The sequence below is a fragment of the Bacteroides caccae genome, from assembly GCF_002222615.2.
Lineage (GTDB): Bacteria > Bacteroidota > Bacteroidia > Bacteroidales > Bacteroidaceae > Bacteroides > Bacteroides caccae.
The window spans coordinates 2,681,610-2,699,699 of record NZ_CP022412.2; the positions used below are offsets into that span (position 1 = coordinate 2,681,610).

Sequence of the window (18,090 nt, forward strand, 5' to 3'; positions counted from 1 at the left end):
GAGCTAATTGATAAATATTGTAAGAAGCCTTGCGAATTTGATAAAGCAAGACAATCTAAAAAACTAAGTAAAAAATTAAAAAATAAAATATACAATGGAAAAGAATGAAATTTTAAATAGCCACTGGGCTGTCCGCAGAAGTGCCGCGGGTAATCCCAACACTCCGGCTGACACCCTTGTCGAGTTGTCGAAAGATAGCGACTGTGATGTCCGCAGAAATGCCGCGGGTAATCCCAACACTCCGGCTGACACCCTTGTCGAGTTGTCGAAAGATAGCGACTGTGATGTCCGCAGAAATGCCGCGGGTAATCCCAACACTCCGGCTGACACCCTTGTCGAGTTGTCGAAAGATAGCGACTGTGATGTCCGCAGAAATGCCGCGGGTAATCCCAACACTCCGGCTGACACCCTTGTCGAGTTGTCGAAAGATAGCCACTGTGATGTCCGCAGTAGTGCCGCGGGTAATCCCAACACTCCGGCTGACACCCTTGTCGAGTTGTCGAAAGATAGCCACTGGGCTGTCCGCAGAAGTGCCGCGGGTAATCCCAACACTCCGGCTGACACCCTTGTCGAGTTGTCGAAAGATAGCGACTGGGCTGTCCGCAGTAGTGCCGCGGGTAATCCCAACACTCCGGCTGACACCCTTGTCGAGTTGTCGAAAGATAGCGACTGGGCTGTCCGCAGTAGTGCCGCGGGTAATCCCAACACTCCGGCTGACACCCTTGTCGAGTTGTCGAAAGATAGCGACTGGGCTGTCCGCAGTAGTGCCGCGGGTAATCCCAACACTCCGGGGTATACATCATCCAATGAGGAGTTTATAATCACAGAGACCTATGTGGCTATCAAGGGTACAAATCACTTATGGTACAAACATAATTATCCCAATGTTGCTCCGTTTTATACATGTGGTTGTTTCTGTGGTTCTCGTGATAAATTGATTTCAAGGATTTACTCAATTGATAATCTTTCCGCTGATCCTGCTGTGAGGATGCGAATATTGGATGCTTTAGATCGTAAGTTTAAAGAAGTGTTTGGGAGATAAATTTAGCAATAAATCTTTGCCAATCCTTGAAGAAAATTCAAGGATTGGTACAAAATAGAATAGAAAGAAATATATATGACGAAAGTATTAATAATTTAATTTTTTACATTATGAATGGAATTTATTGGATGACCGTAATTGGTAACCTGTCCACTGTATTGACACTCGTATGGATTGTAGCTTTGGTAATTGTCTTAGTCATGCTGTTTGTTTTGTTGATATCAGGAGATGATGTAATCGAGGATAAGAACGACGCACTCACATTCTTCAAATGGTTAAAGCGCTTTGTTGTCTGTGGTGTAATAGCAGTGATGGCGAGTATTTTTATTCCGACGACCAAGGAGCTGCTTTATATCTATGGTATCGGTGGTACGATTGACTATATCAGGGTCAATGATACGGCAAAGAAGCTTCCGGACAAGTATATCAAGGTGCTTGACCGTTTTGCGGATAAATATATTGACGAACCTAAAAAAGATAAATAATTATGGGAATGCACACATGGTTTGAATGTAAAATCCGTTACGAGAAAGTAATGGAAAACGGAATGCAGAAAAAAATAACAGAACCTTATCTGGTAGATGCACTCAGCTTTACAGAAGCAGAAGCACGTATTATCGAGGAGATGACTCCATTTATAACAGGAGAATTTACAGTATCAGACATTAAACGTGCCAATTACAGCGAGCTATTTCCCAGTGAAGAGGAATCAGCAGACCGTTGGTTTAAATGCAAATTAGTATTTATCACCCTCGATGAAAAAAGCGGTGCTGAGAAAAAGACTTCCACTCAAGTATTGGTACAAGCTGCCGACTTGCGTGATGCTGTGAAAAAGCTGGATGAGGGCATGAAAGGAACCATGGCAGATTATCAGATCGGCATGGTAGCTGAAACCCCTATTGTAGACGTATTCCCTTTTGAAGCCAAAGAGGGAAGTAATATAACAGAAGATAAAGAAGTAGTTCGCTTTATTGATAAGTTCCCTGAAGGGCAATGTACCGAAACTACAGTAGGTGGCAAACCGGTTATCGTTGATAAAACTGGAGGTAAAACAAAAGTAATCCCTAACAATAAATCAGATACAAATGGAGATGATTAACAGTGAAGAATATTTGCCAGATTGGGCGATAATTGAAGATTAGTTTAAAAGAGAGGAACGGTGAGTGTTATTTGTTCCTCTCTATGTGATAAGCTATCTACTACAAATTAACTACAATACAGAAATGAGCCTTGGGCGGCTCTATAAAACCCAATATTAGAAATTATGAATAAATTTGGAATTCTGGCGGCTATCATATTTGCCGCAATTGTTGCGGGATGTTTTGTTGCCATCCCTTATTATAACGTTTGGCAACAAGAAATGTCTGGAAAGGCAGAATTTGCTAAAGCTGAACAAAACCGTAAAATAAAGATTGAAGAAGCTAAAGCTAATCTGGAAGCTGAAAAACTGAACGCTCAAGCAGAAATCGAACGCGCCAAAGGTGCTGCCGAAGCGATTAAAATTGAGAATGGAAGTATTACCCCTGCATATATTCAATATTTGTGGGTACGTCAGCAAAGCAATCTGAATGATAAAACTGTGATATACATACCAACGGAAACAAACCTTCCAGTTTTGGAAGCGTCCAGAAATAAATAATAGCCAAAGTTAAAATATATGGCAACGAATTTAATCTTATCTAAAGAGAGTAGCGAAAGCGAAATCAAGCGTTATTTTAACGCAGTTCTTGAACTGTCAAAATCTGACAATGAGTTTCCAATCAATCTCGATGAAGTTTGGATGTTGGTTTATCCAAGAAAAGACCATGCCGTTAGAGAGTTGATAGATGGTGGTCAGTTTATTGAAGGTGTTGATTATCAAGTTTCCCCCAAAAATGGGGGAAACCCAAAAGGCGGCAGACCGACAAATGAGTACAAACTTACAGTTTCCTGCATGGAGTTCTTCATCGCGAGAAAAGTCCGTCCTGTGTTTGAGGTTTATCGTCAAGTGTTCCACCAAAGCGTCCGGAAAGTAATCGAAAACCAGAACAAACCCAAACGTGAACCATCACTAACAACTAAAGTCCGCGTTGGCCTTGAATGGGTAAAAGGCGTAAGTGAAGTGCTTAATCTAAATGATTCTTCTAAATTGTCTTTAATTAGTAAAGTAGCTGCACCTCTTGGACTTCCGACACCTGATTATACTCTGTCACATGGGATACTTAAATCCGCTACTGAATTGCTCAAAGAAACGGGTTTATCCATCAGCGCACAAGCGTTTAATCAAAGAGCGATTCAGAAAGGTATCTTATGTGATATTAAAAGGAAATCATCAAAAGGCAAAGATAAGCATTTCAAATCAATAACCGAATCCGGTCGGTCGTATGGTGAGAACCAAGTCAACCCTAATAATCCAAAAGAAACACAGCCTCTTTGGTATAAAGAGAAATTCAATGAGTTATTGATGTTGCTTGATTTTAAACTTGCTAGGGTATTATGACATACGAAGAAATGAAAGCTAAATATTGTGGAACCAATATTCGCAGAAAGCCCAAAGATGAAGAGCATAAGATACAAGTTTCGATGGTCAATTGGTTCCGACTACAATATCCATCCATGCGCCATAATCTTTTCTCCGTTCCAAATGGTGGAAGAAGAGACGCTGTTACTGGAGCAAAGTTAAAAGCCGAAGGAGTGCTTCCAGGAGTGTCTGACCTAATACTCTTGAAAAGCAACCGGTTTTATGGAGCACTGCTAATCGAAACCAAGACTAAAAAGGGAGTTCAGCGTGAATCTCAAAAAGAATGGGAAGCTAAGATAACTGCTGACGGCTATAAATATGTTGTCTGTCGTTCTCTTGACGATTTCATTAAAGTGGTAACTGATTATTTGAATAACATGTAGTTATGTCTGTTTCACAAACTTTAAAGATTGACACCTATGAAACCAAATGAGTTGCAAGAATGGCATAATCTATCAGAAAAGCTTGTTGCATTTACAAGTAATTGTAGTGAGGATATAAAGCCTTACATCGTTGGACAATTGCAGGCTTTGTTAGAAATATTGTCTGCGCAAATTGATTTTGAAAAATAAACCCTGTGCTGATTGGCTCAACTCCTATTCGGCAAATCGTTCTTTGACATTTTGTTTTCAGCTTTTAATCTGCCTTATTACTGCATTGGAATAAATAAAGCCAGATGTAATGTCTGGCTTTATTTATCAATTAGTCCGAATCTTTTTAATTCGGCTTTATTGATTCGAGAATTACTCTTTATCTTATCACAAACAAGGGTAATATCTTCCTCATCCAATGTGCCTAAACTAGTACTTTTAAGAAGCTTGTTCTTTTTCACTATTTTAATTGAAGAGCAATCTATGTAGCTGTCATATGAAAGGAATTTATAACTTTCCCCTTTTATAAGATGCTGCATTGCTTGTACATTAGGTGGCAGATTCATATTAATAAAGGAGTTAAAAATGACACCACCATAAACGTTTCCATCGTTATCAAAACCAAGTACTACAAAAAATTTATCACGGCTGGTATCTCCAGGTTTTGGTACTACTCCATTGGCCTTGTTCATCGTAACGTAAAATACATCTCCTATCTTAATTTCCGAAGGTTTCATCAAATGCTATTGAATCATTAATATATTTTACAAGTTCATCATTAGCTCCTCCGTCAAGGGCAATATCCCCCGGATCAATAACATGATTCCCCTTTTTGTCTCTCGCTTTTTGCCAACAAGTTGTATGAGAAGTTCTTTCCAACTCCTTAAAACTCATTTTCCCGTATTTGGAGATGCATAAATCTAACGTATCTTTATCATATTGTGAAAGATAATCCATATCCGGTTCACGTTTGGATAATAGATAGTAATCTACGACATAAACATCGTCTTTCATTTTTGAAAGAACACTTTTTTGCCCCTGTATTGTACTATACAAGATTGTTGGTACTGGTCCATGGGGAAGAGCACAAAATTTATCCGCTATCATCAGTTGTCCCCAGTCAACCAAACTTCGTTGATTGGCAAAATATAATATCTTGAACAGATGATAATAGTCCATACCCCCAGTTTTATTAAGGATATAAAGCACTATTTCTATAATTCTTTGTTGTTCAAATTTTGTCATTTTGTTTAGGGTTCTTGGTTACTTATTTATGTGAATGCGTATTCAAATATATGCATTCTAATGCAAAGTTAACAATTTCATTTGAGAATCAAATCACAAAATAGTTAAAAGAATACGTTGATTGTTGATCGTATAATCACTTTTAAAAATTATTATTATATTTGCAATGCGTTGGGTTATACTTATTAAAATTAGAATTAATCAGAGGATTAAGATATAGAAAGCTGTGTAGGTCATAACCCCCTGCATGGCTTTCGCCTTTTTATCTCCGCATGAAGAAGTGCGGTACGTCCTCGAACGAAAAGACTTTATTATGAAAACGAACCAAATTATGATTCGCCCAATGGGTGATTTTAAAGTAATTCAGAGAACTAAAGATGCGTTTTTCAATGCTACAAATTTATTGAAACAGTGGAATCAATTGAAAGGTATGAAGAAGGAAGTTAATGACTACTTCGGCTTAGCTTCCACTAAAGAGTTCATTTACACTATAATGGAAAGAGAAAATTATGATAGGGGTAATTACCCCTATCATAAATCAAGGGCAAATAAGGGGGATAATGCGGGTACCTGGATGCATCCACTACTTTTTATTGATTTTGCAATGTGGATAAATCCGTCTTTTAAATATGATGTTCTCAAATTTGTCTATGATGAAATGATAAAATTCCGCAATCTTGCTGGTGATGCATACCCATCCATGTGTAAAGCGGTCAGTTCTATTTTGCCAGATGACCTATTCAAACAAAAAGTCAAGGACTTGGCCAAGTCTCTAAACATCATAGTCTACGGTAAGCATGAATCAGAAATGCGTAATAAAATTGGCGATGAAGCTAAAATTCGTGAATTGTATGAGTTGGAATTACAGATAGCCCAATGGATAGATTTAGGTTTTATCAAAGACTATAATAGCCTTAAATCCACATTGACTAAATTGTATTACCGGAAATATCCTAATGTTCTTCCCATCTAAAATATAGGGATATTGGGTAGTTGATATAAATAAAGGGGTGCCAAATGCATCCCTTATATTCATCTATACATTGCGGTACAGCTTATAAATAAGGCAATAACAGAAACGATAAGAGAAAGTATCTCGGCTGTTATTTCTAAGACATTCAGGCTCAAAATTCCTCTTTTACATAATTGAAAGGGCCATAAATTATACGGACAGAATATTCAAATCCAGCATTTTTTGCTAATTCTTCGTCATAATTTATAATGTCTATATGGACAGCCCCTTCATATCCCCCTTCTAAAAACGATTTCCAACGACCGTTCCATAATGGGGATACACCTCCAACGTATAAGTCGAATCCATGGTCATCCTTAAAAGAAGATAAATCGTATTTTTTAGATAAAAGATTTCTCATCTCTTCTTGTTTGTCAATGGCTTCTTTTTTCGTTTTTGCATTTAGGATAAATATGCAAGCATTAAAATAGCTATTAATACCGTCTGATTGAAAAAGGAAATATACGGAGTTAAAATCTACACCTGCATATTTTATGCTTTTAAAGACTATGTGTTTATTGTCGGAAAGATAATCTTCTGTCCCATATTTGTTTCTTAATACAGGTAGGGCTTTTTCTCTGGAAATTCCAAAAGGTATTCCACCAATAGTTGTTATTTGCTCTTTTTTTAATTTGACTTCCATAATAGAATCAACAACAGACTGTAAAGAATCCGTGTTTATATTCAGTGAATCTTTGGATGCCAAATTGCCATATTCTTGCGCATTTGCAAAGAGTGGTACAATAAACATTAATACGATTAGGGTCTCTTTCATACTATTTGGTTTTAAGTTCAACATTCACACTAACCGGGAACTCGTTCCCGCAGTGTGGGCATTTGATAGAATGGGCGTTTGAGGGAAGCTGCACCTCTTCCGGGGACGCGAATAGCTGCCACATGGGAACGTTGAGGGCGGTAGCGATCTTTTCAAGTGTAGCAGTTGTCAATGATTCTGCTGCAACCATTTGTCTAACAGCAGATAGGCTTACATTCATTTTATCTGCCAGTTCTTGTTGTGTGTAATGTTTCTCTTTTAAAAGTTCCTTTATTCTCATAATTATCTTTTTGATTTCAAATATACAGATTATTTATGAAGTATACAGTATATACTATATTAATTTATGCAAAAGAAATAGTATATTATGGTTATTTTGTTTGGTAATATACAGTAAATACTGTATCTTTACGTCAAATAAAAGAACTAATAACAATTTAACTCCTAAATATATGAAACGCTACAATTTATCAGAAATATTCAAGAACGCTCACAGAAACTACAAGTATTCAGGTAAGAAGCAAGGTAAGACCTTTGGTGAATGTTTAAAGTCAGCATGGAGACTTGCAAAACTCCAAGCTAACTTCACAGTAGAAGCGGTAAAGGAAAGAACTGATAAATTCTTGGCAGAAAGAGAAGAAGCGATGAGCAAAGCTGCTAAGGCTACAATGCACGAAGGCTACAATAACAAGAACATTCCTGCATCGGCTTATTACAATGTGAATAGTACTGGTAGATTCGGTTCACGCTACGTAGGTGATTAAGATATAACTAACACTTTAAAATATAAAACAATGAAATACGAAGTTTCTAAGAAAGGTTCAAGCGTAACATTCAAGTTCGAAACATACGAACAGGCAGCTGATTTCTGCTATATGTATGTAATGTCAATGCACGCTAAAGGTGATAGATTCCCTGAACTTTCAATTAAAGAGATAACCGAGTAATCAGAACATTAAAATTTAGAGTAATGGACAATATTTTGAACTCAACCGTTGAAATGAGTCAGGCGGAACTGATATTTCAGTTAGCCAAGACCAATGTCGAACAAGAAAAAAGGCTTAAGTCGACAGAACTAAGATTAAGCGTACTTGAAGAAGAGATGAAGAAATTGTCTTCAAAGTGTATCGGTAATTATGGATGTTCCACTATGTCTGCATACGTACAGAGGCATAAACTTCCTATTTATGTAAGTGACATTGCGAAACTCGGCAATGATGCCACACGCCTATGTAAGAAAAGGGGATATCCGGTTAATAAGGTAAACATAGACCGTTTTGGTGTTGTAAACGTCTATCCGGATTTCATCCTTCATGAACTACTGGATGACTATATAAGAACTACACAGCGTCTAAATGGAAGTATAATGAGATAATAATATAAACTATAAAGTAATGATTGAAGTAGAAATAAGCCAATACCTCGCAATGTTAAAGTCATTCACAGAATGCTCTCAATACAGAGCGGAGTGTTATCGGTTAAAAGCTGAAAACGAAAAGTTGAAAATCGAGCTATCGAATAGCTTAAATGTTTCTCGTTCTTCCCGTAATCAGGTCGAGCACTTTGATTACGCTAGTCGAATGGGAGCTAACTAAGTAGGAAAGTAGTGTCAGGGGATTCGTCCCACACATTAAGTTGATGCCAATCGACACAGTGACAATCTGAAAATGGTTGTCACTGTTTTATCGATTTTAAGTGGTTCTAAGCGAATCATGCGATTTGAAATAACAACTATTATCCTTGATTATTCAAGGTAATATAGAGTAAAAAAATAGTGTACAAAACGATTTTATTAACAACATAAATAATAGTAATATGAAATTTACAGTAGAAATTGACGAGTTTTGGTTAGACGAAGATTCTAACGGGTTTGAGGAAGAATTAAAAAACTCAATCAAGATAGATGTCTGTCAACAGATAAAAAAAATGATGCTTACGCATATTGAAAACGAGATTACTAATGTCGTTAAGCAGCAAGTATCAGATACACTTAGAGAGCAAATACAAGCACTTGTCGCTGACGTTATTTCAACAGGAATGATAAGAGAAAGCTCTTATTCTGACAAAGAAATATCTATTGAAAATTGGATTAAAAGCCAATTTAATGCAAATTGTGGCTATCATAATGCTAATGCAAAAATTACGGAATTAGCTAAAAAGTTTGGTGACGAGATGAAACAAAGATATGATTTACTATTTGCATCTCAAATCGTAGCCAAGCTGGACGAACATGGCTTGATGAAAGAAGATATAGCAGAATTATTACTCCCCACCTCTAAATAACATTGGTAATATGAGCTTAGATGAATTCTTAGAAAAGTTTGAAGAAGCACTAGATCAATGCGATAGAAACGAAGATATTTATATCTCCATACAGGTGCCACCCGGGACAAAATGTTGGGATAACTCTTGGACGCAATTTGAAGTAGGCTGTATCAGTACTGATGGAACGACAATTTATTTACAATGCAATAATAGAATGGTATGAGCAAATTAAAGCAAATGTTACTGGCAACAGCAGCTATGTGCGCAGCAGCACAAAGTAACGATCCATACTCTGTGAATCGTAAAGAAGGAATGACTTTTAATCCTAACTATAAAGTTAAGTCATCAGTTAAAGAGTTAAGAGAGTTTACCATAAAAGGACAGAAAGTTATGGCATATTCCAAAAAGGACGCTATTAAACGACTTAACCATAAGAAATAACTAAAATATCAAATTATGAAACAAGAATCAAGCGCAGTTAATCCGTATAACGGAGTGTTCGGGCAGCAAGGTTGGATTTGTCCGAAGTGTGGCAGGGTATATTCACCTTTTACCCAAATGTGTTTGTATTGCAAACCCAATAATACAAATACAATTTCTAATACTACCGTCAGTGAAGAAAAATTAAGAGAAAATCGTAAAACAGAGTAATATGAAACAGACATTAGAAGAAGCAGCATACGACTATGCTACTAATAAAACAAAGTTTAGAAAAGAGGTTTTAAAGGAGGTTGATCCAGATAACTATGTTAGTCGGAAATCTGATTGTATGGAAGATTTTCAATTTGGTGCAGAATGGCAGGCAAAGCAATCTCCTTGGATAAGTATTGAGGAACGATTACCGGATAAAGGTCAGCGTGTTTTAGTCGGATTTTTATATTACTATAAATACGATGATAGAGAAGCTGAATCACGTAAGTATATAGATGTATTCACGTATGAAAATGGTATATGGACTACTGATAGTGATATATCATATTTAGGAAAAAGTGTCGAGAAAGATGATATTAAGGTTATATGTTGGATGCCAATTCCGTCTTTCGATGAAATACTTGAAGCCAACAGAGATGTACTAGAACGGATTAAAGAGAAAGGAGATTGATTATGGCTAAACTTAGATTAATAATCAGATTGTTGCTTACCCCTTTATGGTTAGCCTTATTTTTTGTTTACCTGCCAATATGGTATATACAAATGAGCTGGTACTACTTTAGATTTAGTGACTATTGGGAGGGCTATCTACTATTGTGGGATAGGATAATGATATTTTTAAAAATCAAATAACAGTGAAAATTGGAGGATGAATTATGAAATCAAAACAGGTATTATCAGTCGAACAGATGAAACATTTACAGGAACTTAGATTGGACACAAGTGATGCAAGTATGTGTTATTGCTGTTTTTATGGCAATATAAAGGAAGAATGGGAACTTGAAATATATGAAGATGTAATTAATCAAAAAAGAGATAGTACATTTTGGGAAATAGTCCCTACTTATACCTTTCAGGACATAATAGAATTACTGCCGAAAGAAATTAATATAGTTACAGATACTTATTATCTTACAATATCCACTTATGATTGTGATGTATGGTCTATATACTATTCAATGTCTGATGAATTTGATTACTATAAAGAGTTTAAATCAGATTCATTAATTGACGCAGCCTACGAGATGCTTTGCTGGTGTATTGAAAACGGATATATTAAAACTAAAGAATAGTTATGAAAGTAAGAGTAAAAGAAACTGGAGAAATTATCAATATTGCTGATTACGCACGTGTCACACTTGATAAGTGTGATAGTTACGGTAATCCTATTGAATTAAGTTTTGATGATGTTGAAATACTTCAAGAAATGTCTGATAATATTGATTGGGAACAGAAACGTTATGAAATAGCAAAGGAAACAGTTACTGCAATAATGTCAAATGAAGATTTCTATCATCAGGTTTTATGTGAGGGAGCAGAGCATGGTCAAAGACAAATTCAAACTAATATTGCACGTGCCGCAGTTATATTTGCTGATGCTCTTATTGAAGAATTAAAGAAGAAGGAATAGCCATGCCAATAAGCGAAGTATATAATATAGACCGAATGGATTTCTTAAAGAAATTCCCAGATAACTTCTTTGACTTGTTCATAGATGATCCACCATACGGAATTGGAGCGGATAATCCTTCGATCAAGCCCAATACTGTAAAACAAAGTAATGGTAATATACTGTATGTTAAACAATCCGTTTATCCGAAATCAGACTGGGATTCACGAGTTCCCCCTCCAGAATATTTCGATGAAGTAAAAAGGGTCAGCCGAAATCAGATAATATGGGGAGTAAACTACTTTAATTACGACTTTACTGGTGGACGCATTGTTTGGGATAAGCTAAATGGTGATACTGACCAATACGATTGTGAAATAGCATACTGCAGTATGAATAACAGAACTGACCTTGTATATTGCATGTGGCGAGGCATGATTCAGGGAACCTATTGCGGAAAGGATTTATCTAAGGCAATTATACAGCAAGGAAACAAAAAGTTGAATGAAAAGCGGATTCACCCCTGCCAAAAACCTGTAATTTTATACGCATGGTTACTCAATCAATATGCCAACCCCGGTTATAAGATCGGTGATGCTCACATGGGTAGTCAAAGTAGCCGGATTGCAGCTTACAAGCTAAGATTCGACTATTGGGGATGTGAAAAAGACAAGTTTCATTTTAAAGAAGGTAATTCTCGTTTCCGTTATGAATGTCACGGAGAAATAAAAACAGAAAAAGGAACTTTAGTACAAACAAGTCTATTTGACTTATAATATTAATATAACAATGAAGAAAATTGAATTTTACCCAGGAATCAATCTTGATAAAGCATATCAAGAATTGCAGGACAATGCACCATGTTATGGTGAATTTAACGAGAAAACGTTGTATTCTACTGATTCTCTCGATGAAGTGTTTGTTAAAGTGACCGGTAAGTCAAAAGCGGAACACGATGAATATATCCGTAAGATACACGAAGAGTATGACCGTAAAGAAGCGGAGTTTAAGGCTAAAATTCCGCAATTAACCGAAGATTACAGAAAACGTGCAATAGGCATTATTCCGGAAGGATATTTGGAATTATGGAATGAAATTGTTCCTATCAGGTTGAATGATCTCTATCATGGCATGGAACTTGACTGCTGGTTAGAATTGGTTGCAGTATTGAATGATACCTCTAAAAAAGAACTGGAAAGATTTGAAATATGCCGGTCTTTGTTCTCCAAGCAAGGTCACAGCGGCATGAGTGCAGGACTTGTTTTTAATGGTCTTAAGTGTTTTCATCCATTAGGAGAAATGTTGGTATTATACATTAACGACTCTATAAAAGCATAGTACCTCTTATGGAAGAAAATAAAAACATTGGTGAAATTACCATTGGATTTGATAATGAATCTGCAAGAAAAGTAGCAATCACAGATATGGTCCGGTGCGAATTTTCAGATCACCGTCTTGTTACCGTTGCGCATACAGAAGAAGATGCCTACCTGCTATCGGTAGAAAATCCTCAAAGTTCCGGACGCGCTACCCAAACGAATATGTATTTGACAGAAGGAAGTGCAGCTGCTCTTTTCTATACATACATCTTATATCTGGAACATAACGGAATAGATGTAAATGAGTTATTCAAGAAATACATACTTGACGATAAAGAGATCAAATATGAATTTTCATCAAAAGATTAATATTACATCATTATGGAAATAAACTGTAAATACTGCCCTAAAAATAATGCTTCAGGAGAATGCAAGATAGATGATTGTCCTCTACTTCCTATCATAAAGGAAATGGAAGAAATAAGTGGATTCTTGAATATCACATGCCAAAACAACCCTACAGAAATACAGGAAAGGATTGCGGCTACTATGGTATATGTAGTAAGAACCGGTGAAATGCTTGCAGATGCTAAAAGAATGCTTCGCAAAAGAAAATCGGATGAAATACAAAACACCATTATTAAGATAGCGCAGGAAAACTGTTTGTCTGCAAAAGTACAAAATGCCCTACTTGATAGTATTGCAGAAAACGAATCATTCTTAGTTGATCGACTAGATCGACTTAACGCTTCAGCAACGCATCAGTTAGACGCATTACGCACTCTATTGAGTTATGAAAAGGAAGCTTTACGGCTAAATAAGACTGGATATTAGAAAAAAAGTTAATAACGGAAAAATAATAGATATTAAGTGATTGTTTTTATGTCACTTTTGTTTAGCTTTACACCGTGAAAAATAATTAATCATCTTAGTGGGATTTGATGATAAACAAGATATTAAACAGGCTTTCTTGGAGTACATACCTTAATCCCACATCAAAGGTATAGAAACTTGAAAGCCGCTGTTTTTAATATATGAATACTTAATATGGCTCGAAATAAAGAAGTTGGGCTGGACTACTTTCCTTTTGATATAAATTTCTTTCAAGACATAAAGATAAGGAAACTAATCAAGTACCAGAGTGGCAAGGCTATAACTGTATATGCTCTCCTGCTATGTCTTATCTACAAAAGTGGGTACTACGTGAGGTGGGATGAAGAGTTGGCTTTCATTATATCGGAACAAACCGGGTTTGAAGAGTCGTATATACTTGAGGTCATTAAATGCTGTATGGCACTAGGGTTATTATCCAAAGAATTATATGATAAGGAGAAGATTTTAACATCTAAAGGAATTCAGAAACAGTACAACTTTATATGCAGACAAGCGAAGCGGAAAAGTAGAGTCGAAGAGTTCTCTATTATTGTTCCTGATGAAGAAACTGTAATTCCTTCGGAAGAAATAGCTATTAATTCGGAAGAAATGCCAATAAACTCCGAAGTAATCACACAAAGTAAAGTAAAGGAAAGTAAAGAGAATATTATTATTCCCCCCACACCCCCCAAGGGGTTTGAGGATTTAGAAAAAGCTATTTCTGAAAAAGATCATGCCTTGAATGAGGCTTTAGCCAGAATTAAGGAACTTGAAGAAAAGATTGCTAAAGACAATCCTGCAAAGCCTAAACGGGCTAATATCCTAAATGCTAACGCTCGAAAGGCTTTTGAAGAACATTTCAGAAATACTTTTGGCGAAGAATATTACTGGACTGCCAAAGATGCTGGCAATATGTCCCAGTTGCTTCGTAAGCTAACATTTTCACGGGAACAAAGACAGATGCCCGTTGATGATGCCTCTGTGTTGTACGCTCTCCAAGTGTTCCTCACTTCCGTCAAGGATAGTTGGTTACTGGATAACTTTAGCGTAGCTAATATTAACTCGAAGTATAACGAAATCGTTTCTAAGGCAAAAAATGGAAATTCAGGAAAAGGAACTATCGGATCAACTACAACAGGTTCAACAGAGAAATTCGTTTGCAGCAAAGCTGAAAAAGGAGCAGATAGGGAATCTGATAGAGCGCCACAGAAAGACTATTCTTCAAGATTTTGAATATGACTTGACGAATCCCAATGAGTTTTATGCCCATCGTGATTTTATCAGGTATATCGGGAATAACTATATGGGGCGTGAATTCAGAGAGTTTGAAGTAGACGAAAACAACTCGAAAGTGTTGTCTTTCCTGCTTTACTACTTCAATGGATGCCGGTATGCAGAACAAGTTTTTCCAGATGAAGATTACAAAATCCATAAAAACCTGCTACTTGTCGGAGAACCCGGTACTGGTAAAACGATGCTTATGCAGATTTTTTCTGATTATTTACGATTGACTCATAACCCGAATACTTTTGAGAATCTATCGGTTACTCAAATGATGAACTATTACAAGATGAATGGTCATATCGACCGACATACGTTCAATGAAGGACAATCGAAAGGGTTTAAACCGGAACCTTTTAATATCTGCTTAAACGATATAGGACTGGAAACGGAGAATCAGAAAAGTTATGGCACTAGTCTAAATAGTGTGATAGATGAATTTTTATATGCAAGATATGAGATTTACCAACAATTTGGCAAGATGTATCACATAACAAGTAATCTTGATGCAGAAGAATTTAAAAAGCGTTTTGCTGATCGACTTGTTGACCGATTTAAAAGTTTCAACCTTATCCCCCTTAGAGGGAATAGTAGAAGAAAATAGCTGATTTACAGCAAGTTAATTTAATATAAAGCCATATAAATCAGGAAAGTAACGTTTGTTTACAATTAGCAAAATGAGTAACTTTATACCTGTAAATTAAAAATTATATAAGTTATGAAATCAAGCAACATTAAACGTTTAAAAAACTGTTCTTATTTTAAGGGATGTATTTATAAAGTTTATAGCCCCAATAAACCAAAAAGTTTTGATGACGAAGTGTCGGCTATGGATTTTGCTAGTAAATTAAATGCTCCTTGTCGAGTAATTATTGCAGTTCAATTAACTTTTGATTCTATAAGTCAAAAAGAAGCATTCCTTATCGCTAATCAAGATTTAAGAAGTGATATTGTAAAATCATCTAATTCTAGTCTTGAAATCGATTGTTCCAACGCTTTATTTCTTTATGGGAAAATAGTCAATACAATGTCTGGATTTAAGACTAAGTCAATGCTTATCAATAAATAAAAATATAAGAGCAATGAAAACAATTAAAAAATTAACAGAAAAAGAAGTGGTACTTAACAGGCTCACACAATCTATGCTTGTGATCTACCTACTAAATGACAATGCTAATACCCGAATAGATGATACTCCAAGGTTATCCGGTAATCTGTAACGGTATTCATTACGACGGAAGGCATCTGAAACCAATATGCAAACGGTGCCGGTTATATACAAAAGTAAAGCAGCCATTTCATAAGTCATGGCGTATAAATGGAATCGATAAATGTATAATAAATCATGTTAGTAGGAACAACAAATCTTAATACAACACTCAACTTAACCTATGTGTTGACAGATGTTGTAGAAACCCTTCTCTATGACTTGAGAAGTGAAATGGGTAAACAAGGCTATGAACTGCGTTACGATGCAAAACGTAATTTCAACACTGCAATAGCCGCTATCCGTAAATTAAAACAAGATGTTGACAAAACCCAGTTCTCCACTCAGGAAAATTTCGGCAACGACTCCGATTGTCTTCTAGCTTTCATCCGTCTATTGGTAGACCGGTGCGGAGATGATGACAAAAAGATGTTTGAATTTTATAATTACATCAAGCGTTTTCCGTCACAACTTGGTCTCAATCTATCAGACGAAAAAAGTACGTTCGCTCATATTTTCAAAAGTAGTGAGGAGCTGGATTAGTTATGAGAGTGTTGCTAAACATCCTCCTTCTCCTAGGAGTTAACATCTTATTTTATCTGGTAGTCTACGCAATATCAGACTACTTAATGGATACAATTAATTAACCTTGCAAGTTCTTGAATGATTATCAAGGATTTGCGTATAACAGAATAGTAATGAGCAAAGAAAGGTTACAAGAGATAGCAAAGGAATTGGCAAATAATGCCAATATGCCGTACTGCTGGGAAGATGTCTACAATCGTTTGATTGGCGGTTATCCTCTTCCGTTTAAAGTAGAAGTCAAATAGAGTAAAACAGAATAGAAATGAAAGAAATAGAACTATATAATGATCATTTCCAAGAAGTTTGGAAAATTATTCCTGAAACAGACTATTCATACCAAGCATCTTCTTTTGGTAGAATAAAATCTGTTGATAGAAAAAGATATTGTAAAAATGGACATACATGTATACATAAAGGAAGAATTATTAAATACGGTATTCAAAATAATGGATATTGTATCGTTTGGCTAAGAATAGGGAATAAAACTAAGGCTTTCACAGTTCATAGACTTGTTGCAAAAACCTTTATAAATAACCCTTTAAACCTTGAACAAGTTAATCATAAAGATGGTAATAAATGCAATAACCATGTTGATAATTTAGAGTGGTGTAGCCGAAGTGATAATTTAAAACATGCATATAGGGAATTACATCAAAAGAGACATTCTTATACAATGGTAAAATGTGTTAACACAGGCGAGGTTTTTGAATCTGTAAGATTAGCAGAAAAATCAAAAGGTTTATGTAAAGGGGCTATATCTCAAGTATTAAATGGCAGGAGTAAAACATCAGGAGGATTAAAATGGATAAAAATATAAAACCTAAGTTATTCAATGACCATTTCCAAAATTTCCGTTCTTATGGAATCCCAAAAGCCCAGTTAATTATAGCCGATGTCCCTTATAATTTAGGCAATAGTGCTTATGCTTCTAACCCTTCATGGTATGTGGATGGTGATAATAAGAATGGAGAAAGCGATAAAGCGGGTAAAGAATTCTTTGATACCGATAAAGATTTTCGCCCTGCCGAGTTTATGCACTTCTGCTCCCAGATGCTTGTAAAGGAACCCAAGGAAAAAGGCAAGGCGCCTTGCATGATAATATTTTGTGAATTTGAAGACCAGTTCCGGTATATTGAACTGGGTAAAAGATATGGGCTGAATAATTACATCAATCTTGTATTTAGAAAGAACTTTTCAGCGCAAGTCTTGAAAGCCAATATGAAGATAGTCGGCAATTGTGAATATGGATTGTTGCTTTACCGCGATAAACTTCCAAAGTTTAACAACGATGGTCGGATGATCTTCAATTGCTTTGATTGGGTGGTGGACAATGAAACTCCGAAGGTTCATAGCACGCAAAAACCGGTTCCTTTGCTTCGTAGGCTGATAGAGATATTCACCGACAAAGGTGATGTCGTTATTGATCCATGTGCCGGAAGCGGTTCTACCTTATTAGCTGCTGCCCAGTTGGGACGCAGGGCATACGGATTTGAGATTAAAAAAAAGTTCTTTGCTGATGCGAATAAATTTGTGTTATCACGTATCCAGCAATCGCTATTTGTGTAATTTAAATA

General features: G+C 36.1%; 31 protein-coding genes. 27 read left to right on the forward strand and 4 right to left on the reverse strand.

Annotated features, from left to right (window positions below; genetic code table 11):
• Window positions 1–94: 94 nt before the first annotated feature.
• The 7 genes from CGC64_RS10570 (at window position 95) to CGC64_RS18820 (ending at window position 4,114) form a co-directional block, all read left to right on the forward strand.
• Window positions 95–1,042 carry a HEAT repeat domain-containing protein gene (locus tag CGC64_RS10570; RefSeq protein ID WP_089421607.1) on the forward strand — a complete coding sequence of 316 codons (948 nt, stop codon included), beginning with the start codon at window positions 95–97 and terminating at the stop codon, window positions 1,040–1,042.
• Window positions 1,043–1,152: 110 nt separating this feature from the next.
• Window positions 1,153–1,527: a hypothetical protein gene (locus CGC64_RS10575; RefSeq protein ID WP_005676595.1), complete on the forward strand. Its 375-nt coding sequence runs from the start codon at window positions 1,153–1,155 to the stop codon at window positions 1,525–1,527.
• 8 nt (window positions 1,528–1,535) lie between these two features.
• The gene (locus CGC64_RS10580; RefSeq protein ID WP_232286812.1) at window positions 1,536–2,141 is read left to right on the forward strand and encodes a DUF4494 domain-containing protein; all 606 of its coding nucleotides are present in this window, start codon (window positions 1,536–1,538) and stop codon (window positions 2,139–2,141) included.
• Window positions 2,142–2,306: 165 nt separating this feature from the next.
• Complete coding sequence (locus CGC64_RS10585; RefSeq protein ID WP_005676593.1) at window positions 2,307–2,681, forward strand: hypothetical protein; 375 nt, start codon at window positions 2,307–2,309, stop codon at window positions 2,679–2,681.
• Window positions 2,682–2,699: 18 nt separating this feature from the next.
• Window positions 2,700–3,521 (forward strand): hypothetical protein, encoded by an 822-nt coding sequence (locus CGC64_RS10590; RefSeq protein ID WP_005676592.1) that lies wholly within the window; start codon window positions 2,700–2,702, stop codon window positions 3,519–3,521.
• Window positions 3,518–3,925: a VRR-NUC domain-containing protein gene (locus CGC64_RS10595; protein ID WP_005676591.1), complete on the forward strand. Its 408-nt coding sequence runs from the start codon at window positions 3,518–3,520 to the stop codon at window positions 3,923–3,925. Before CGC64_RS10590 ends, CGC64_RS10595 begins: the two co-directional genes overlap by 4 nt.
• Window positions 3,926–3,961: 36 nt before the next feature.
• A complete protein-coding gene (locus CGC64_RS18820) occupies window positions 3,962–4,114 on the forward strand; it encodes a hypothetical protein (RefSeq protein ID WP_005676589.1) in 153 nt (50 codons plus the stop codon).
• Between the two features lie 119 nt (window positions 4,115–4,233).
• Here CGC64_RS18820 and CGC64_RS10600 read toward each other — a convergent pair whose 3' ends face one another.
• Together CGC64_RS10600 and CGC64_RS10605 are read right to left on the reverse strand one after the other, a co-directional pair.
• Entirely contained in the window at window positions 4,234–4,650 is a 417-nt protein-coding gene (locus CGC64_RS10600; protein ID WP_005676587.1) for a hypothetical protein, read from the reverse strand.
• Window positions 4,631–5,158, reverse strand: a complete 528-nt coding sequence (locus CGC64_RS10605; RefSeq protein WP_005676585.1) for a Panacea domain-containing protein — start codon at window positions 5,156–5,158, stop codon at window positions 4,631–4,633. The genes CGC64_RS10600 and CGC64_RS10605 overlap by 20 nt, the downstream gene beginning before the upstream one ends.
• Before the next feature lie 313 nt (window positions 5,159–5,471).
• Between CGC64_RS10605 and CGC64_RS10610 the strand changes: the two genes are divergently transcribed.
• The gene (locus CGC64_RS10610) at window positions 5,472–6,131 is read left to right on the forward strand and encodes a KilA-N domain-containing protein (protein WP_032854998.1); all 660 of its coding nucleotides are present in this window, start codon (window positions 5,472–5,474) and stop codon (window positions 6,129–6,131) included.
• A 151-nt stretch (window positions 6,132–6,282) separates the two neighbouring features.
• On the opposite strand, the gene CGC64_RS10615 is transcribed toward CGC64_RS10610, so the two are convergent.
• Both CGC64_RS10615 and CGC64_RS10620 read right to left on the reverse strand, forming a co-directional pair.
• Window positions 6,283–6,945 (reverse strand): hypothetical protein, encoded by a 663-nt coding sequence (locus tag CGC64_RS10615; protein ID WP_105094978.1) that lies wholly within the window; start codon window positions 6,943–6,945, stop codon window positions 6,283–6,285.
• A 1-nt stretch (window position 6,946) separates the two neighbouring features.
• A complete protein-coding gene (locus tag CGC64_RS10620) occupies window positions 6,947–7,225 on the reverse strand; it encodes a helix-turn-helix domain-containing protein (RefSeq protein WP_005676582.1) in 279 nt (92 codons plus the stop codon).
• Window positions 7,226–7,397: 172 nt separating this feature from the next.
• On the opposite strand from CGC64_RS10620, the gene CGC64_RS10625 reads away from it, so the two are divergent.
• The 19 genes from CGC64_RS10625 to CGC64_RS10720 all read left to right on the forward strand — a co-directional run bounded on the left by CGC64_RS10625 (window position 7,398) and on the right by CGC64_RS10720 (window position 18,082).
• Window positions 7,398–7,709 (forward strand): hypothetical protein, encoded by a 312-nt coding sequence (locus CGC64_RS10625; protein ID WP_005676581.1) that lies wholly within the window; start codon window positions 7,398–7,400, stop codon window positions 7,707–7,709.
• A gap of 30 nt (window positions 7,710–7,739) precedes the next feature.
• Complete coding sequence (locus CGC64_RS18825; RefSeq protein WP_005676580.1) at window positions 7,740–7,892, forward strand: hypothetical protein; 153 nt, start codon at window positions 7,740–7,742, stop codon at window positions 7,890–7,892.
• 23 nt (window positions 7,893–7,915) lie between these two features.
• A complete protein-coding gene (locus CGC64_RS10630) occupies window positions 7,916–8,320 on the forward strand; it encodes a hypothetical protein (protein ID WP_005676579.1) in 405 nt (134 codons plus the stop codon).
• Window positions 8,321–8,760: 440 nt separating this feature from the next.
• Complete coding sequence (locus CGC64_RS10635; protein ID WP_005676577.1) at window positions 8,761–9,228, forward strand: hypothetical protein; 468 nt, start codon at window positions 8,761–8,763, stop codon at window positions 9,226–9,228.
• Window positions 9,229–9,429: 201 nt separating this feature from the next.
• On the forward strand, window positions 9,430–9,651 hold the full coding sequence (locus CGC64_RS10645) for a hypothetical protein (RefSeq protein WP_005676575.1): 222 nt from the start codon (window positions 9,430–9,432) through the stop codon (window positions 9,649–9,651).
• Between the two features lie 211 nt (window positions 9,652–9,862).
• A complete protein-coding gene (locus CGC64_RS10655; protein ID WP_005676574.1) occupies window positions 9,863–10,312 on the forward strand; it encodes a DUF551 domain-containing protein in 450 nt (149 codons plus the stop codon).
• 205 nt (window positions 10,313–10,517) lie between these two features.
• Window positions 10,518–10,934: a hypothetical protein gene (locus tag CGC64_RS10665; protein ID WP_005676573.1), complete on the forward strand. Its 417-nt coding sequence runs from the start codon at window positions 10,518–10,520 to the stop codon at window positions 10,932–10,934.
• A gap of 2 nt (window positions 10,935–10,936) precedes the next feature.
• A complete protein-coding gene (locus tag CGC64_RS19135) occupies window positions 10,937–11,272 on the forward strand; it encodes a hypothetical protein (RefSeq protein ID WP_005676572.1) in 336 nt (111 codons plus the stop codon).
• Between the two features lie 2 nt (window positions 11,273–11,274).
• Window positions 11,275–12,027 carry a DNA methyltransferase gene (locus CGC64_RS10675; RefSeq protein ID WP_005676570.1) on the forward strand — a complete coding sequence of 251 codons (753 nt, stop codon included), beginning with the start codon at window positions 11,275–11,277 and terminating at the stop codon, window positions 12,025–12,027.
• A gap of 13 nt (window positions 12,028–12,040) precedes the next feature.
• Window positions 12,041–12,589, forward strand: coding sequence for a hypothetical protein (locus CGC64_RS10680; RefSeq protein WP_005676569.1), 549 nt, complete (start codon window positions 12,041–12,043; stop codon window positions 12,587–12,589).
• Between the two features lie 8 nt (window positions 12,590–12,597).
• The gene (locus tag CGC64_RS10685) at window positions 12,598–12,939 is read left to right on the forward strand and encodes a hypothetical protein (protein ID WP_005676568.1); all 342 of its coding nucleotides are present in this window, start codon (window positions 12,598–12,600) and stop codon (window positions 12,937–12,939) included.
• 102 nt (window positions 12,940–13,041) lie between these two features.
• Window positions 13,042–13,404, forward strand: a complete 363-nt coding sequence (locus CGC64_RS10690; RefSeq protein ID WP_032855069.1) for a hypothetical protein — start codon at window positions 13,042–13,044, stop codon at window positions 13,402–13,404.
• Window positions 13,405–13,617: 213 nt separating this feature from the next.
• Window positions 13,618–14,676 carry a DUF4373 domain-containing protein gene (locus tag CGC64_RS19140; RefSeq protein WP_005676566.1) on the forward strand — a complete coding sequence of 353 codons (1,059 nt, stop codon included), beginning with the start codon at window positions 13,618–13,620 and terminating at the stop codon, window positions 14,674–14,676.
• A 70-nt stretch (window positions 14,677–14,746) separates the two neighbouring features.
• Complete coding sequence (locus CGC64_RS10700) at window positions 14,747–15,328, forward strand: ATP-binding protein (protein ID WP_005676565.1); 582 nt, start codon at window positions 14,747–14,749, stop codon at window positions 15,326–15,328.
• Between the two features lie 114 nt (window positions 15,329–15,442).
• Window positions 15,443–15,793 (forward strand): hypothetical protein, encoded by a 351-nt coding sequence (locus tag CGC64_RS10705; protein ID WP_005676564.1) that lies wholly within the window; start codon window positions 15,443–15,445, stop codon window positions 15,791–15,793.
• A 276-nt stretch (window positions 15,794–16,069) separates the two neighbouring features.
• Entirely contained in the window at window positions 16,070–16,474 is a 405-nt protein-coding gene (locus tag CGC64_RS10710) for a hypothetical protein (RefSeq protein ID WP_005676563.1), read from the forward strand.
• A 155-nt stretch (window positions 16,475–16,629) separates the two neighbouring features.
• Window positions 16,630–16,761, forward strand: coding sequence for a hypothetical protein (locus tag CGC64_RS19250; RefSeq protein WP_005676561.1), 132 nt, complete (start codon window positions 16,630–16,632; stop codon window positions 16,759–16,761).
• A 17-nt stretch (window positions 16,762–16,778) separates the two neighbouring features.
• Window positions 16,779–17,333 carry an NUMOD4 domain-containing protein gene (locus CGC64_RS10715; protein WP_005676560.1) on the forward strand — a complete coding sequence of 185 codons (555 nt, stop codon included), beginning with the start codon at window positions 16,779–16,781 and terminating at the stop codon, window positions 17,331–17,333.
• Window positions 17,318–18,082, forward strand: coding sequence for a DNA-methyltransferase (locus tag CGC64_RS10720; RefSeq protein ID WP_005676559.1), 765 nt, complete (start codon window positions 17,318–17,320; stop codon window positions 18,080–18,082). The genes CGC64_RS10715 and CGC64_RS10720 overlap by 16 nt, the downstream gene beginning before the upstream one ends.
• Window positions 18,083–18,090: the final 8 nt, after the last annotated feature.

What these genes read in the sequence shown, in the direction of transcription:
- CGC64_RS10655 (WP_005676574.1), top strand. Translation starts at nt 9,863, where the DNA reads ATGAAACAGACATTAGAAGAAGCAGCATACGACTATGCTACTAATAAA.
- CGC64_RS10635 (WP_005676577.1), top strand. Translation starts at nt 8,761, where the DNA reads ATGAAATTTACAGTAGAAATTGACGAGTTTTGGTTAGACGAAGATTCT.
- CGC64_RS10575 (WP_005676595.1), top strand. Translation starts at nt 1,153, where the DNA reads ATGAATGGAATTTATTGGATGACCGTAATTGGTAACCTGTCCACTGTA.
- CGC64_RS10580 (WP_232286812.1), top strand. Translation starts at nt 1,536, where the DNA reads ATGCACACATGGTTTGAATGTAAAATCCGTTACGAGAAAGTAATGGAA.
- CGC64_RS10680 (WP_005676569.1), top strand. Translation starts at nt 12,041, where the DNA reads ATGAAGAAAATTGAATTTTACCCAGGAATCAATCTTGATAAAGCATAT.
- CGC64_RS10600 (WP_005676587.1), bottom strand. Translation starts at nt 4,650, where the DNA reads ATGAAACCTTCGGAAATTAAGATAGGAGATGTATTTTACGTTACGATG.
- CGC64_RS10625 (WP_005676581.1), top strand. Translation starts at nt 7,398, where the DNA reads ATGAAACGCTACAATTTATCAGAAATATTCAAGAACGCTCACAGAAAC.
- CGC64_RS10605 (WP_005676585.1), bottom strand. Translation starts at nt 5,158, where the DNA reads ATGACAAAATTTGAACAACAAAGAATTATAGAAATAGTGCTTTATATC.
- CGC64_RS10705 (WP_005676564.1), top strand. Translation starts at nt 15,443, where the DNA reads ATGAAATCAAGCAACATTAAACGTTTAAAAAACTGTTCTTATTTTAAG.
- CGC64_RS10685 (WP_005676568.1), top strand. Translation starts at nt 12,598, where the DNA reads ATGGAAGAAAATAAAAACATTGGTGAAATTACCATTGGATTTGATAAT.
- CGC64_RS10665 (WP_005676573.1), top strand. Translation starts at nt 10,518, where the DNA reads ATGAAATCAAAACAGGTATTATCAGTCGAACAGATGAAACATTTACAG.
- CGC64_RS10645 (WP_005676575.1), top strand. Translation starts at nt 9,430, where the DNA reads ATGAGCAAATTAAAGCAAATGTTACTGGCAACAGCAGCTATGTGCGCA.
- CGC64_RS10715 (WP_005676560.1), top strand. Translation starts at nt 16,779, where the DNA reads ATGAAAGAAATAGAACTATATAATGATCATTTCCAAGAAGTTTGGAAA.
- CGC64_RS10620 (WP_005676582.1), bottom strand. Translation starts at nt 7,225, where the DNA reads ATGAGAATAAAGGAACTTTTAAAAGAGAAACATTACACACAACAAGAA.
- CGC64_RS19140 (WP_005676566.1), top strand. Translation starts at nt 13,618, where the DNA reads ATGGCTCGAAATAAAGAAGTTGGGCTGGACTACTTTCCTTTTGATATA.
- CGC64_RS10590 (WP_005676592.1), top strand. Translation starts at nt 2,700, where the DNA reads ATGGCAACGAATTTAATCTTATCTAAAGAGAGTAGCGAAAGCGAAATC.
- CGC64_RS19250 (WP_005676561.1), top strand. Translation starts at nt 16,630, where the DNA reads ATGAGCAAAGAAAGGTTACAAGAGATAGCAAAGGAATTGGCAAATAAT.
- CGC64_RS19135 (WP_005676572.1), top strand. Translation starts at nt 10,937, where the DNA reads ATGAAAGTAAGAGTAAAAGAAACTGGAGAAATTATCAATATTGCTGAT.
- CGC64_RS18825 (WP_005676580.1), top strand. Translation starts at nt 7,740, where the DNA reads ATGAAATACGAAGTTTCTAAGAAAGGTTCAAGCGTAACATTCAAGTTC.
- CGC64_RS10675 (WP_005676570.1), top strand. Translation starts at nt 11,275, where the DNA reads ATGCCAATAAGCGAAGTATATAATATAGACCGAATGGATTTCTTAAAG.
- CGC64_RS10570 (WP_089421607.1), top strand. Translation starts at nt 95, where the DNA reads ATGGAAAAGAATGAAATTTTAAATAGCCACTGGGCTGTCCGCAGAAGT.
- CGC64_RS10585 (WP_005676593.1), top strand. Translation starts at nt 2,307, where the DNA reads ATGAATAAATTTGGAATTCTGGCGGCTATCATATTTGCCGCAATTGTT.
- CGC64_RS10610 (WP_032854998.1), top strand. Translation starts at nt 5,472, where the DNA reads ATGAAAACGAACCAAATTATGATTCGCCCAATGGGTGATTTTAAAGTA.
- CGC64_RS10710 (WP_005676563.1), top strand. Translation starts at nt 16,070, where the DNA reads ATGTTAGTAGGAACAACAAATCTTAATACAACACTCAACTTAACCTAT.
- CGC64_RS10720 (WP_005676559.1), top strand. Translation starts at nt 17,318, where the DNA reads ATGGATAAAAATATAAAACCTAAGTTATTCAATGACCATTTCCAAAAT.
- CGC64_RS18820 (WP_005676589.1), top strand. Translation starts at nt 3,962, where the DNA reads ATGAAACCAAATGAGTTGCAAGAATGGCATAATCTATCAGAAAAGCTT.
- CGC64_RS10630 (WP_005676579.1), top strand. Translation starts at nt 7,916, where the DNA reads ATGGACAATATTTTGAACTCAACCGTTGAAATGAGTCAGGCGGAACTG.
- CGC64_RS10690 (WP_032855069.1), top strand. Translation starts at nt 13,042, where the DNA reads ATGGAAGAAATAAGTGGATTCTTGAATATCACATGCCAAAACAACCCT.
- CGC64_RS10700 (WP_005676565.1), top strand. Translation starts at nt 14,747, where the DNA reads ATGGGGCGTGAATTCAGAGAGTTTGAAGTAGACGAAAACAACTCGAAA.
- CGC64_RS10595 (WP_005676591.1), top strand. Translation starts at nt 3,518, where the DNA reads ATGACATACGAAGAAATGAAAGCTAAATATTGTGGAACCAATATTCGC.
- CGC64_RS10615 (WP_105094978.1), bottom strand. Translation starts at nt 6,945, where the DNA reads ATGAAAGAGACCCTAATCGTATTAATGTTTATTGTACCACTCTTTGCA.